This is a genomic window from Qipengyuania psychrotolerans (assembly GCF_019711355.1).
Taxonomy (GTDB): Bacteria; Pseudomonadota; Alphaproteobacteria; order Sphingomonadales; family Sphingomonadaceae; genus Qipengyuania; species Qipengyuania psychrotolerans.
On record NZ_CP081297.1, the window covers coordinates 1,259,641 to 1,273,180 of the forward strand.

Consider the following 13,540-nt stretch of genomic DNA (forward strand, 5'->3'; position numbering starts at 1 on the left):
GACAACCTGATGGGTGAAGTATCACGCGGCGCGCGGGCGCTCGTGATATGCCCGGATATTCGCGGAGTATCCTACGATCTTGATGCCGATAGCCGGCTTCAGGAAGCGGAAGGACTTGCCCTAGCGATCGGCATCGTCATCGCGGATAGCCTGACATTGCCGGTGCGCGAGGTGAAGCCGAACCTGCTCTTCGGCGCGGGCCAGGTTGAAAACATCCGCATCGCGTGCGAGCAGCACGAAGCGGAATTGCTGGTAGTTGATGGCGCTCTCAGTCCAATCCAGCAACGAAATCTCGAAGAGAAACTCGGCCGCAAGGTGATCGACCGCACAGGCCTGATCCTCGAAATCTTCGGAGAGCGAGCGGCGACGGCGGAAGGCCGGCTGCAGGTGGAGCTTGCGCACCTCGACTATCAACAGAGCCGCCTTGTAAGAAGTTGGACCCACCTTGAGCGGCAACGCGGTGGCTTCGGATTCCTTGGCGGCCCCGGCGAAACCCAGATCGAAGCTGACAGGCGAATGATCCGTCAGCGCATGGCTCGGCTGAAGAAAGAACTTGAGCAGGTCCGCAAGACGCGGGGCCTGCACCGCGAAAGGCGGGAACGCGCCCCTTGGCCGGTGGTGGCTTTGGTCGGTTATACGAACGCGGGCAAATCCACGCTATTTAACCGCCTGACGGGTTCTGACGTGATGGCTGAGGATTTGCTCTTCGCCACACTTGATCCCACTATGCGTTCGATCTCTTTGCCGGGCGTAGAAAAAGCTATTTTATCGGACACTGTCGGTTTCATCTCCGACCTACCGACGCAGCTTGTTGCTGCATTCAGGGCAACTCTGGAGGAAGTCACCGCAGCGGACATCATCTGCCATGTGCGTGACATCTCCAACCCATCGTCCGAAGCTCAGAAAGCTCAGGTTCTTAAAGTCCTCACCGACCTTGAGGTCATCGATGCAGAGGAAGGCGTGTCCACTATCCCGATCCTAGAGGTCTGGAACAAGTGGGACCTGCTTGACGAGGACAGGGCAGTAAAACTCGAAGGTTTGGCCCACGATGCCGACGACGTCGTCCGCGTCTCGGCCTTGACCGGCGAAGGTGTGCCCGAATTTCTTGAAAAACTGGGGATCATGCTGACCGCCAAGGCATCAGTTCGCGAATTCGAGGTATCGGCCAGTGACGGACGACGTATTGCTTGGCTACACGCTCACGGCGAAATTTTGTCCGAGGAGAGCGTCGAAGTCGAGGGGGCTGGGCCGAAAAGACGGTTTAAAGTCCGTCTCAATCCCAAGGAACTGGGACAATTCGAAACCCTATAAGTTTTTGGCTTCAGCGCGTTTGACCTGCTGCCAAAGCTCTTCCTGAGAGTCGAGATCTCGTTCCTGGAAGTCTCCAGCGGCCAGATCTTCCATGGCACGGAACCTGCGTTCGAATTTTGAATTGGCAGCCCTGAGCGCTTCTTCGGCATCGATCCCGTATGCGCGGACCAGATTGACCGCTGCGAACAGGAAGTCACCCGCCTCCTCGACAACATGTTCTCCAGTCGCCTCTTTAAGCTCTTCTATTTCCTCAAGAACCTTGGCTGTTGGACCTTCTGCGTCAGGCCAGTCGAAGCCTTGCCTTGCTGCTCGTTTCTGAAGCTTCTGGGCCCGCATGAGAGCGGGAAGGGCACCGGCGACACCATCCATTGCGCTACTGGCGCCTGCTTCAGCGCGTTCTGCGGCTTTAAGGTCTTCCCAGCGGCCGTCTTCCATGATGCCGCCTTCATCACCGAAGATGTGCGGATGCCGAGCTTCCATCTTCTGCGAGATGGATGCGGCGACTTCAGCAAAACTGAAATGGCCGGCTTCTTCAGCCATCCGAGAATGGAAAACGACCTGGAACAGCAAGTCGCCGAGTTCACCGCGTAGATCGGCCATGTCACAGCGCTCGATAGCATCGGCGACTTCGTATGCTTCTTCGATCGTATATGGCGCGATTGTCTTGAAGGTTTGCGCCTTATCCCATTCGCATCCATCCTCAGGGTTACGCAGAGTTTGCATGATTTCGATTAGGCGGTCGATTTCGTGAGGCATCTGTCTAGTTTATAAAAGGGCGGTTGGAAGAGGAAGTGTGATGAGACCCCGGTCCACTGAAATGAAAGAACGATAATATATATTATGTAAAATATAGGAGAAGGTCGACGGGGTCAGGACATCCCGGTCAGCCAGCTAACCAGAAAATAGCATCCCGTAATAATCATTACCCAGATCACTGCCGTCTTGATCAACTTGCCTCCGGTCATTCCATCGGCGCGTACGCCGCTGATATATGCAATCACCAAAGCAGCGCTGATGGCTGCCCAAGCCCACATTCCCCCACTCATAGTTCAATCTCCAGACCGTCGTATCCAACTAGGATTCCTTTGGGGACTTCTGCGCGGATCGTTTCATAATCCATGCTCTTGTCGAGATGCGTCAAAACAGCTCGCTTGGCCTTGGTCTTGCGGGCCAATTCGATCGCCATATCCAAATGGGCATGCGTTGGATGCGGACGCTTGCGGAGACAGTCAACGACCAGCAAATCAGACCCTTTGAAGCAGCTGACCATTCGGGGGGTTATTTCGCTAAAATCAGTGGCATAAACGATCACCTTGCCATCAGCTTCGAACCGGAAACCGGTGCTTGTTACGGGACCGTGGGGCATTTCGACGTGATCGAAGGAGAAACCCGCAACCATCTGTGATTGCTCGACTTCCTTGAGGTCCATCAAGGTCGGATAACCGTATTGCCCCTCGAATACGTAATCGAAACGGCGGCGCAGTTTCTCGCAAGTTTTGCGGCTCGCATAGCCTGGCAGAGGATTGCTGCGATCGTACCGCATGACTCTCAGGTCATCGATACCATGACAATGATCGGCATGATCATGCGTCCAGAAGACAGCGTCTACCTTCGCAATCTTGTTGGCGAGCAATTGCGACCGCAAATCAGTCGAAGTATCGACCAAAATGCGTTGGCCCATCCTGTTTTCGACGATGATCGAAACCCTGCTTCGCCGATTACGGGGATTGGATGGATCACACTCTCCCCAATCATCACCGATACGCGGGACGCCAGTGGACGTTCCGGAACCCAGCATTAGGAGTTTCACGAAGCTGCCTTGCTGAAAAGGCGATAGAAATTTTGCGTGGTATACTGGGCCAGCTCTTCGAAGCTTTCGCCGCGCAATTCAGCAAGAAATCGCGCCGTATCCTGAACGAAACCGGGCTCACACGATTTCCCGCGGTGCGGGACCGGCGCGAGAAACGGGCTATCGGTCTCCACCAACAGCCGTTCTTCGGGCACCGTTAGAGCAAATGCCTGCAAGTCCTTGGCATTCTTGAATGTCACGATACCCGAAAGCGAGATCGAAAGACCAAGCTCAAGGACACGCCGGCCAAATTCGTCCGAGGCCGTGAAGCAGTGGATTAGCGCAGGGAAAGAACCCTTTTCCATTTCATCGGTCAGGATCGCGAGGGTGTCTTCCTCGGCATCGCGTGTGTGGATGATAACGGGAAGCTGCACCTCTCTCGCGACATCGATATGCATGCGGAACAGGTCCTGCTGCACTTTGCGGTCCGAGTGATCGTAATAATAATCAAGCCCGGTTTCGCCGATACCAATGACTTTCCGGCCGCGTGTAGCCTCCAACAGTTCTTCGCGAAGGAGATCCTGATGCTCGTCCGCATTGTGCGGATGAATGCCGACGCTGGCATACACGTCGCTCTGGGAATTGGCGGTGCTTAAAACCTGATCCCATTCGGCCTTCTTGGTGGAGATATTGAGGAAGGCCCCTACCCCGGTCTCCCGCGCACGGTCGAGAATTTCGGACTGGTTTTCGACCAGCCCTTCGTATTCGAGATGGCAATGGCTATCGATCAGCATCAAGCGGTTTCCTGCTCAGGAAGCTCAAGGCGCGGGAAAACCGGATTTGGCTTCTCGATCGAATGACCGGTTGACGCCAATGCCGCAAACCATCCTTCGTTACTGAGGTCGGCATAGGACCGATGGTCCTCACCCACACCGAGTTGATCCAGTACGGTTGCTGATTTTGCCGGCACTACGGGTTGGATTGCAATCGCGAGATCGCGAATGGCCATGAAGAGCGTCTGGAGCACGGCCTTCATCCGTTCGGGGTCTGTCTTTTTCAGCCCCCACGGTGCCTGCTCGTCTACATAGGCGTTGCAAGCGAAGACCGCCTTGAGCCAGGCTTCGATGCCAACACTGAAGTTCAACGCCTCGAACTCGCGCGGCAGGACATCGCGGCATGCCTCGCGGACGGTGGACAGAAGCTTCATGTCATCTTCGCTGGGCTCAAACGCCTCCAGCTTGCCGTCCATATTCTTGTGGATCATCGACAACGTACGCTGGGCCAAATTGCCGAAGCTGTTCGCCAGTTCGGCATTCACTTTATTTACAAGCGCTTGAGCCGAATAACTGCCATCCTGTCCAAAGGTTACCTCTGCCATCAAGAAATAGCGTAGGGCGTCGACACCATACAGATCGACCAGTTCATTTGGATCCGTGACATTCCCGGCCGATTTCGATTCCTTGACGCCTCGATTGAGAAGGAATCCGTGGCCGAAGACCTTCTGCGGCACAGGCAGGTCCGCGCTCATCAGGAAGGCAGGCCAATAGATCGTGTGGAAGCGCACGATGTCCTTGCCGATCAGATGGAGGCTGGCAGGCCAGAATTTGTCCCAAAGTTCGCCGCCATCCGGGTATCCGAGACCGGTAATGTAATTCGTCAAAGCATCGACCCAGACATACATCACGTGGTTTTCACTGCCCGGAACCTTGACGCCCCAGTCAAAACTGGTCCGGCTGACGGACAAATCCTTGAGGCCGCCTTCCACGAACGCGATCATCTCGTTACGGCGGCTTGCAGGTTCCAGGAAACCGGGTTTGTTCAGTAGTTCCAGCAAGGGTTCAGCATAGCTGGACAGCCGGAAAAACCAGGTTTCTTCCTCAGTCCATTCCACTGGCGTACCCTGGGGGGAAAGCTTCTCGCCGCCCTCGCCTTCGACGAGTTCCTTTTCGTCGTAGTACGCTTCATCGCGGACTGAGTACCAACCTTCATAACGATCAAGGTACAGATCTCCCTTGGCCGCCATCGCTTCCCAGATCGCGTGGCTAGCCCTGTGGTGATCCGCGTCCGTTGTACGGATGAAGCGGTCGTAGGTGATATCAAGCTTGTCGAACAGATCGCGGAAATGACCTGACATCTCGTCCGCAAGCGCACGCGGCGTCATACCCAGATCGCGGGCCTTCTGGGCCATCTTGAGGCCATGCTCATCGGTCCCTGTCTGGAACCGCACTTCGCGGCCCAAAAGGCGTTGGAAGCGCGCGATGATATCGGCAGCGATCGTCTCATAGGCATGCCCGATATGCGGCTTGCCGTTGGGATAATGGATCGCGGTGGTAATATAGAAAGGATCAGCCATTGGCGCGCTCGCTAGCCGCCCCTGCGGATGCGAGCAAGGTTCCGATTTCCATCGCGAGCAGTCCGGGGTCGAAATTGTATGTGGGTTGTTCGCCGGTCAAGCGAACCAACTCGGCATGGGTGTCGACAAAGCGGCGGGGGTTGCCGGTGATCTGTCCAATGCGTTCTGCGAGGATTGCTCGTGCCAAATCGAGCACGGCCTGCAAACGCGGAATGTCCTGCTTGCCCCCAATGACGCCAGCCAGTTGCCCCCGAAGACTGAAATCGCGGTCCCCTCGTTCCACGATCTGTCGCATAAGCTGGGCTGCCTTGCCCAAATCAAGGGTTACGAAGGAAAGTGCAGCCCCCGGCGAGCCTGCTGCTGCTGCGATCGCTGCATCCCTGGTCGCGATATCGACGTCCGGCGCCAAATCTCGCAGCAGGTCGTCCATCGCGTTTTTGTCCAGGGATGGGAAGCGCACTGTCCGGCACCGTGACCGAATGGTCGGCAGCAAACGCGCTGGGCTATGAGCGACAAGGAGGAAGAAGGTGCCTTCAGGGGGTTCCTCAAGGCTCTTGAGCAACGCGTTTGATGCCCCCACCTCCATATCGTCGGAGGGGTCAATTATGACTGCGCGGCGGGTCCCCATGGAAGGCCGTGTCGTAAGGCGCCGCTGGATTGCTCGGACTTGCTCGACCTTTATGCCGCGAGCGAGTTCGAAAGGCTTTCCTTCATCGCGCTTTTTGGCCTCGTCCTTGTTCTTGGGTCCATAGGTCAGGGTGAGAATATCGGGATGGTCACCTGTATCGCGTGGCACCCCGATAAGTTCGCGCGCAGCAGACTGTACGAAGCTAGCCTTGCCCAGTCCTTTGCGGCCAGCGAGAAGCCAGGCGTGGTGCATACGCGATCCCGCCATCGCGCTACGCCATTCTTCCCACGCCTCGTCGTGTCCAATGAACTTCACGGTGCGATGTCCTTGACAGCATCGACAATACGCTCGTGGACTTCATCGATCGATCCCTCACCATCGATCAGCCTAAACCGATCGGGTTCCTCTCGCACGAAGCTCTGGAAGGCCGAATTGACATCGCTGTGATAGCTATCGGCCCTTCCGCCGATGGCGTCGGAGGCATCACCGTCACGGGCGCGCAAGCGTTCGGCAACGTGATTGCTTTCAGCTGCCAGGACCAAAGTCAGGTCCGGCAAAAGCCCTTTGCTGCCAATCTCATGCAATTGGCGGACCTTGGTGTCCCCGACTCCGCCTGCATCGCCTTGGTATGCCCGACTGGAATCGAGAAAGCGGTCGCAGATGACCCATTTGCCCGCTTCGAGCGCTGGACGAATCAGCTTTTTAACATGGTCTGCGCGGGCCGCCGCAAACAGCAGGGCTTCTGCTTCGGGACCCCAGCCTTTGCCAGGAGGGTGAAGCAGCAGGCCCCGGATAGCTTCCGCTCCGGGAGTGCCGCCGGGCTCGCGGGTCAGGACAACCTCAAGGCCGCGCTTATTCAGGGCATCTGCGAGCAAGCGCGCCTGGGTCGATTTACCCATCCCTTCACCGCCCTCGAATGCGATGAATTTCCCGGTTCTCATGGAAGCCAACCCCTGATCCCGTTCACTATCCGGCCGAAAACCCCGGCTTCATCGACATCTGTTTCCGCCTCAAGCGGGACGCGGGCCTCGGGCATTCCTTCGATCGTCACAACAAGGTGCGCTATTTCCTCGCCCTTCATGATGGGTGCTCTGAGCGGGCCGCTGTATTCGATACGAAAAGTGGCGTCAGTCTGCTGGTCGCGAGGCATACTTAGATAAACGCCGCGCGGAGCAATCAAGCCGACCTGTGTGGAATTTCCGCCCTGCACCTCAGCATCTGTCACTTTCGATCCCGGAACGAACAGTCTTCTCTGCTCGAACTGCGAGAAGCCCCATTCGAGCAGGTCGCGCGAAGCCCGGTCCCGCGTCCTGCCGCGCGGACTGGCGGCAACGACCATTACCAATCGGCGACCGTTGCGCTCTGCCGACCCAAGGAAGCCGTACCCCGCCTGATTGGTGAAACCCGTTTTGATACCATCAGCGCCGCGGACGCTTCCGCTAATCGGATCATGGTTAGGCTGGGTAATGCCGTTGTAGGTGAATTCGGTTTTGCCAACGAAGTGATTGTATTTCGAGGGATGCCGGCGAAGCATCGCACTGGCCAGTGTCGCCAAATCCACGGCAGTTACGAAGGTCGCGCCTTCGTCCATCCAGCCATTCGGAGTGCCGAAGTGGCTGTCTTTCATGCCAATCTCGCGAGCCTTGGCGTTCATTGCCTCGACCCATTCCTCGATAGAACCAGCAGCGGAATCCGCAAGGACAGCGGCCCCGTCATTGGCCGAAACGGTGGTTACGCCGTGCACCAGATCGTCGACCGTCACTCGCGCACGATTCGACAGGAACATCGTCGAACCCCTGTTATTCCAATCCGACCAGGTTTCCGGACGCACTGTAAAGGTTTGCTGGGGTAGCAGCTTGCCCTCTTCCATCCATTCGAAGGCTAGAAATGTTGTCATGACCTTGGTGATGGATGCGGGCATGAAGCGGCGATCTGCCTCGCGCGCCAACAGGACCTGGCCGCTGGTAAGATCCAGTAGGTACGCGATGGGAGCATCTTCGGGCGAAGGCGGTGCCACGTCAGGGGTGGTACGCGCTACGGCAGGTTGCGCAGCCACGGCGGCAACGGCCGCCAACATCGGAAGTGTTTTAAAGTATCGCAAACCGGCTCCGCACCGGTTGCCCGGCGTCTCTAGTCTGAATTCCTAATAAGCGCTTCGATATAGCCCTGCTCGCGCAGCTTGGCGAGCGCTGCATCAGCCTGTCCACGGCTTGCATAGGTTCAGGTCCGGGCGAGGCAAACCCTACTGCGTCTTAGTTCTGGCGGCCCGACGGATCATACTCGGTACCGTCGATCGGATCTGCTTCGCTGGCAACGACCGAGTAATCCACTGCTGGACCTATAGAATTGGATCGTAAAGCGGGGCCATTGACCTCACCAATTGCAAACACGGTCAAGGCAGGCACCGAAAGCGCTGCAGAAAGCGTCCTAGCGCGCGATCTCATCAGCAAGCAGCCCCACACTCATCGCGTAATAATTCGAGCAATTATACTCGAGGATAACCCGGTAATTCGAGGTCAGGAGCCAGGCGGGGGTGCCGGGACCATCCGGATGGAACAATGATACCAGGGTGCCTTGCGGGAGTGAGCGCTGCGGCTGCACCCCCAAAGCCCGCCATTCTTCAGCCGTCTTGTACTGACTATGCCGTCCGTGAACCCGGGAACAAACAGGGGCGTCCAGCTCAGTCCGGTAGCGATCGACATCGAACCCATTGGGGACAGAGGCCCTAACTCCCCAAGGCTGACCTGATCGCCAGCCCGAATCGCGGAAATAATTCGCAATCGAAGCCAACGTATCGGCACGGTTGTTCATGATATCTGCGCGACCATCACCATCGCCGTCCGTCGCGAGGCGAAGGTAGACGCTTGGCAGAAATTGCGGATTGCCGAATGCACCTGCCCAGCTGCCTTGGAGCTGGCTGCGTGAGTAGCCTTTGTCAGCCACCTTCATCAAAGCGACGAACTCGCCAGCGAATAGATCGCGGCGGCGGCCCTCCCAGGCCAGTGTGGCAAGCGATTGCGAAAGATCGAAACCACCCTTCACAGCGCCGTAGGCTGTCTCGTGGCCCCAAATGGCGATGAGGATCTCGCCGGGCACGCCGTATTCACGCTCGATGCGTGAAAGCTCCGAACGTGCGGCTGCATAGTTTCTCTGGCCGCCCCGGATGCGTGCATCGTCGACATGGGTTGCGATATAGGGTGCCATCGCCGGATAGCCGCTGGTGGTAGGAGAGCCAGGCTGTGACTGGTCAAGGCGGATCACGCGGTCATTCGGCTGCAATCCGGCGGTCATGCGCTGCAAGGTCGCCTCGCTCACGCCTTCTGCACGTGCGCGGGCTATCAGAAGCTGTACGTAGGCGTCGAACGACAACTCCTGAGCAGCAACAGGAGCTGCAGGCAGTGTAAGCATCGATGCAGCGGTAAAGGCGAGAATTTTACGAAGTGTCATAGGCATAACTTGTCACTAGAATTGTGAATGAGCGATGTCATCCGGATCATTACTTTATGTGGAGGATGAGCGTTCTGGGATGACAATTGATCAGAGGCACGCTAGCGGGTCTTCCCGAGCGGACAGGTGGCAGAGCGGTTGAATGCACCGGTCTTGAAAACCGGCAAGGGTGCAAGCCCTTCGTGGGTTCGAATCCCACCCTGTCCGCCACTTCACCCTACTCATTCTCGTTAAGCACGCTCGTCTATTCGGGCTGGACCAGTGACTGGTCCCGCAGTTGATCTTTGGGATAATCGCTCGGTTTCACGCTGGATTGATTTCGAAGCGCAATGTGGTCTTCCACAATTCCGCCGTCTCTGGCGCCCTCAGCACGATCTTCTTGCCCTTGCGGTTCATCTGCCATTTCAAACTCCATCGCTTTGCTCCTCAGCGTAATAAACGTCTGAGACAGCGAAGGTTTCAAACGAATTCGACGGGATGACCCGCAAACACGCCATGACGGATCACAGGGCGAATTTTCGCAGCGCTTCGTAGTCCTCGCGGCATGCTTCGGCGACGCCAGCGTACTCTTCGTCGAGATCAGGGAGCGGGCCAGGCGCAGATCCGAAGCTGGTCGATGCGTTGACCTTGTCATACCAGTGCGATTGCCAAATGCCGTCCTGGGGATGCGGCCCCTTCTCCCACTTCAGCATGGCAGGGTCCCAAGAAATGCCGAGCGCCGACACTAGCCTTCGCAATACCTCCTCAGGATCTGCCAGGATATCCGCGCTATCGACTACGGGCGGAGCAATCCCGGTTCGCTCTGCTTCAATCTCGAAATATTCTCTTTGCCGAGCCAATCCCAGATGCTCTGGCCTGATTGCCGCGCGCTTGTTCGCATAACTTGCGGCGACCCGGATCGGATCGCGGATAAGGAATGCGTGCCGCATTTCGGGAAAAGCACGAATATCGACCGGGCCCTCCATATGATGCGGCATGTGCTTCTGATACCAGACGGCATGGCCAACTGGCGGCGAACCTTGAAGGGCAGCGGTTACAGACTGCCAGTCGGTATCCATGTCGGCGATGATTTCGCCGGCCATTGGTTGTGGATCGCCGGTCTCAGCCAAGTATGCCCCGTAGAACGGTTCGTCGCTGACAAAAGTGTCCTGCCGTGACGAGAAGCTGCGCATCATCGCAGTCGAGAGATTGCGCGGTCCGGACCACATCGCAATCCGTATGGTCACTGGGTTGCGCGCCCTTTGGTATCGCCTGATAGCTTTTCGAGATAGAGCTGCTGCAACCTCTCCACCACAGGACCCCGACTATCGCCGAGTATGCGGCCATCGATTGATCCTACCGGCGCTACGCCGGCAAAGGTCCCGGTTGTGAACGCCTCGTCCGCGCCGTAGACATGGGTCAGAGAAAAATTGCGTTCACGAACTGTCATTCCAACATCGCGTGCAATCTCCAGAACGACCCCGCGGGTAATCCCGTCCAAGCAATAATCACCGCTCGATGTCCATATCTCCCCGTCTTTGACGATGAAAAAATGGGTGGAATTGCACGTTGCCACAAAGCCGTGAGGGTCCAACATAAGCCCTTCGTCCGCCCCGGCTTGCGCGGCCTGGATGCAGGCCGTGATGCAGTTGAGCTTGCTGTGGGAATTGAGCATCGGATCCTGCACATCGGGATAGCCGCGGCGGACATGCACGGTGGCCAGCTTGAGCATTCTGGTGGCGGTTTCGGGAGCAGGCTCTTTCCATTCCGGGATCAGAACGATCGTTGCCGGCGTGATGACGACACGCGGATCCTGATACGGTGTTGAGCGAAGGCCGCGCGTTACCATCAAACGGACATGCACCCCGTCGCCTCGCATGTCGTTGGCCTCGAGGACTGCATAGAGCCTCTTCTCCAGCGCTTCGCGAGTGATGCCGATATCCATGTGGATTGCTTTGGCACCGCGCCACAGACGATCCAGATGCCGATCCAGAAATGCAAGGCGTCCATGGTGGAGGCGTAGGCCTTCCCACACACCATCGCCGAGCATGAACCCGCTATCGAACACACTGACTTTCGCATCAGGCCGCGCAAAATGCTCGCCATTGATGTCGATGATCACATTTTCGTTGCGCTCATCGGAGACGTAGTTGTGAGTGCCTTGCGTCATCGGCCTCTCTTAAGAATTTCATCCATCTGCTCTCGCAGGATTGGGTCCCATTTGTCGCGCAATTCCCTGACCCTCTGCATTAGCGGTTCGTTCTCATGGAAAGGCACGCCGACCTTATAGAGATCAGCGACCTCCGGCATGAAGGCGCGATCATTCCGCTCGAACGCTTCTGTCACCGCCATTGCCTGCTGACGGTCCATGCCCAAAGCCTCGTACGCCGAGCGACCCATTCGCAAGCTGCTGTCATAGGTCTCGCGGATGATGTCCCGGCAACCGTAGGACCAAAGATCGTAGACATGGTTGCGATCAATCGCGCGGGCGGTGACGTGCAGGTCGGGAAAGTTCTTGATCGCGTATTGAACCAGCTTGTCGATTTGCTCGCGTTCATCAAGGGCGACGACCAGAAGTTTGGCTTTTTCAATCCCGGCGGAATGTAGCAGGTCAGGCCGCGTCGCGTCTCCGAAGTAGGTCGTGTATCCGAACTTGCGGACGATCTCCAACTGCGCGCTGTCATAGTCGATCACCGTGGTAGAGTATCCGGCGATCTGCAGCATGCGGTCCACGATACCGCCAACTCGACCCCTGCCAGCGATGATGACCGGGTTCTCCTCGTTGATCTCGTCGGCTTCGCGGGCCTCGCCCTTGCAATAGGCGCGGGCAATGACCTTGTCGTAAAGGATGAACAGTAGCGGTGTAACCAGCATTGTCAGCGCCACGATCAAAAGGAGGAGATCGGCCTGACCTTGCCCGAGCACCGCATTGGCGACCGCAAAGGCGATCAGGACAAATGCAAACTCACCGGCCTGGGGAAGGCTGAGGGAGAATAACCAAAGCGCCTGCTTGCGCAGGCCATAACTCCAACCCACCCCAAACAGGATCGCAAACTTTGCCGCGATAGTCACCGCTGCCCACAAAACGACCTCGCCCAAGCGTTCGCTCGCAAGGGCAAAGTCGATGCCCGCACCGACCGTGATGAAGAATAGTCCCAGCAACAGGCCCTTGAAAGGGTTGATGTCACTTTCGAGTTCGTGGCGGTACTCGCTCGTTGCCAGGACAACCCCGGCGACAAATGCACCCAAGGCAGGTGACAATCCAACCAGGGACATCAGCAAGGCTATTCCGATGACCACGCCCAATGCGGCTGCGGTGAAGAGCTCGCGTAAATTCGCGGCGGCGATGTATCGAAACAGGGGCCGAACCAGAAAGACGCCGATGCCGATTACGGCGGCGACTGCGCCAATTCGCACTGCGGCCGCGAGCCAGCCGGACATATGCTTGGTGAAGTCAAGGCCGCCGTGCGCCCCGCCATCGCTATGCCCTGCTGCGGCCGCCGCCAATTCCGGCATTGCCAGCAGGGGGATCAGGGCCAGCATGGGGATGACCGCAACATCTTGCACCAACAGGACGGAAAAGCTTGCTTCGCCCCCTTCACTGCCGAGGAGGTTCTTCTCGTTCAGGGTCTGCACGATGATGGCGGTCGATGACAGCGCAAGGATCATACCGATCGCCAGTGCTGTCTGCCAGGGATTGCCGCTGATCAAAGCGATTCCGGTGATCGCAAGGGTAGTCAGCACGACCTGCCCACCGCCCAGCCCCAACAATTTCCCGCGCATCTCCCAGAGGCGCTTGGGTTCAAGCTCCAGTCCCACGATAAACAGCATCATCACGACGCCGAATTCGGCAAACACCTGCAAGGCATCGACGTCGACGTTGAGCGCGCCAAGCAGCGGGCTGATCGCCATGCCTGCCAGCAGATATCCAAGGACCGAGCCCAGACCGAAGCGGCTCGCCAAGGGGACGGCAATGACCCCTGCGACAAGGATCAGGAAGGCGAGGAGCAAAAATCCGGTCATCTCACCTCCC

15 protein-coding genes and 1 tRNA gene are annotated in these 13,540 nt (G+C 57.5%); 2 read left to right on the forward strand and 14 right to left on the reverse strand.

Features of this window, described 5'->3' with window-relative positions; all coding sequences use genetic code 11:
• Positions 1-9 precede the first annotated feature (9 nt).
• Complete coding sequence (gene hflX, locus K3166_RS06180) at positions 10-1,311, forward strand: GTPase HflX (protein ID WP_221423783.1); 1,302 nt, start codon at positions 10-12, stop codon at positions 1,309-1,311.
• Here the strand turns inward: hflX and mazG are convergent.
• From mazG to K3166_RS06230, 10 genes are all read right to left on the reverse strand, one after another.
• Positions 1,306-2,067, reverse strand: a complete 762-nt coding sequence (gene mazG, locus K3166_RS06185; RefSeq protein ID WP_221423784.1) for a nucleoside triphosphate pyrophosphohydrolase — start codon at positions 2,065-2,067, stop codon at positions 1,306-1,308. The two genes, hflX and mazG, sit on opposite strands and share 6 nt — an antisense overlap.
• Before the next feature lie 113 nt (positions 2,068-2,180).
• Complete coding sequence (locus K3166_RS06190) at positions 2,181-2,357, reverse strand: hypothetical protein (RefSeq protein ID WP_221423785.1); 177 nt, start codon at positions 2,355-2,357, stop codon at positions 2,181-2,183.
• Positions 2,354-3,121, reverse strand: a complete 768-nt coding sequence (locus K3166_RS06195) for an MBL fold metallo-hydrolase (RefSeq protein WP_221423786.1) — start codon at positions 3,119-3,121, stop codon at positions 2,354-2,356. The genes K3166_RS06190 and K3166_RS06195 overlap by 4 nt, the downstream gene beginning before the upstream one ends.
• Positions 3,118-3,894 (reverse strand): TatD family hydrolase, encoded by a 777-nt coding sequence (locus K3166_RS06200; protein ID WP_221423787.1) that lies wholly within the window; start codon positions 3,892-3,894, stop codon positions 3,118-3,120. The genes K3166_RS06195 and K3166_RS06200 overlap by 4 nt, the downstream gene beginning before the upstream one ends.
• Positions 3,894-5,453: a methionine--tRNA ligase gene (gene metG / locus K3166_RS06205; RefSeq protein ID WP_247714757.1), complete on the reverse strand. Its 1,560-nt coding sequence runs from the start codon at positions 5,451-5,453 to the stop codon at positions 3,894-3,896. The genes K3166_RS06200 and metG overlap by 1 nt, the downstream gene beginning before the upstream one ends.
• Complete coding sequence (locus K3166_RS06210) at positions 5,446-6,396, reverse strand: DNA polymerase III subunit delta' (RefSeq protein WP_221423788.1); 951 nt, start codon at positions 6,394-6,396, stop codon at positions 5,446-5,448. The genes metG and K3166_RS06210 overlap by 8 nt, the downstream gene beginning before the upstream one ends.
• On the reverse strand, positions 6,393-7,022 hold the full coding sequence (gene tmk, locus K3166_RS06215) for a dTMP kinase (protein ID WP_221423789.1): 630 nt from the start codon (positions 7,020-7,022) through the stop codon (positions 6,393-6,395). The genes K3166_RS06210 and tmk overlap by 4 nt, the downstream gene beginning before the upstream one ends.
• Positions 7,019-8,137, reverse strand: coding sequence for a D-alanyl-D-alanine carboxypeptidase family protein (locus K3166_RS06220; protein ID WP_247714758.1), 1,119 nt, complete (start codon positions 8,135-8,137; stop codon positions 7,019-7,021). The genes tmk and K3166_RS06220 overlap by 4 nt, the downstream gene beginning before the upstream one ends.
• 196 nt (positions 8,138-8,333) lie before the next feature.
• Entirely contained in the window at positions 8,334-8,525 is a 192-nt protein-coding gene (locus K3166_RS06225) for a hypothetical protein (RefSeq protein ID WP_221423791.1), read from the reverse strand.
• Entirely contained in the window at positions 8,509-9,528 is a 1,020-nt protein-coding gene (locus K3166_RS06230) for a lytic murein transglycosylase (RefSeq protein ID WP_221423792.1), read from the reverse strand. The genes K3166_RS06225 and K3166_RS06230 overlap by 17 nt, the downstream gene beginning before the upstream one ends.
• A 120-nt stretch (positions 9,529-9,648) precedes the next feature.
• Between K3166_RS06230 and K3166_RS06235 the strand changes: the two genes are divergently transcribed.
• Positions 9,649-9,738 (forward strand) — tRNA-Ser (locus K3166_RS06235).
• Positions 9,739-9,772: 34 nt separating this feature from the next.
• On the opposite strand, the gene K3166_RS06240 is transcribed toward K3166_RS06235, so the two are convergent.
• The 4 genes from K3166_RS06240 to K3166_RS06255 all read right to left on the reverse strand — a co-directional run bounded on the left by K3166_RS06240 (position 9,773) and on the right by K3166_RS06255 (position 13,530).
• A complete protein-coding gene (locus K3166_RS06240) occupies positions 9,773-9,943 on the reverse strand; it encodes a hypothetical protein (protein WP_221423793.1) in 171 nt (56 codons plus the stop codon).
• An 88-nt stretch (positions 9,944-10,031) separates the two neighbouring features.
• Positions 10,032-10,754, reverse strand: a complete 723-nt coding sequence (locus K3166_RS06245) for a sulfotransferase-like domain-containing protein (RefSeq protein ID WP_221423794.1) — start codon at positions 10,752-10,754, stop codon at positions 10,032-10,034.
• The gene (locus K3166_RS06250; protein WP_221423795.1) at positions 10,751-11,677 is read right to left on the reverse strand and encodes an aminotransferase class IV; all 927 of its coding nucleotides are present in this window, start codon (positions 11,675-11,677) and stop codon (positions 10,751-10,753) included. Before K3166_RS06250 ends, K3166_RS06245 begins: the two co-directional genes overlap by 4 nt.
• On the reverse strand, positions 11,674-13,530 hold the full coding sequence (locus tag K3166_RS06255) for a cation:proton antiporter domain-containing protein (protein ID WP_221423796.1): 1,857 nt from the start codon (positions 13,528-13,530) through the stop codon (positions 11,674-11,676). Before K3166_RS06255 ends, K3166_RS06250 begins: the two co-directional genes overlap by 4 nt.
• Positions 13,531-13,540: the final 10 nt, after the last annotated feature.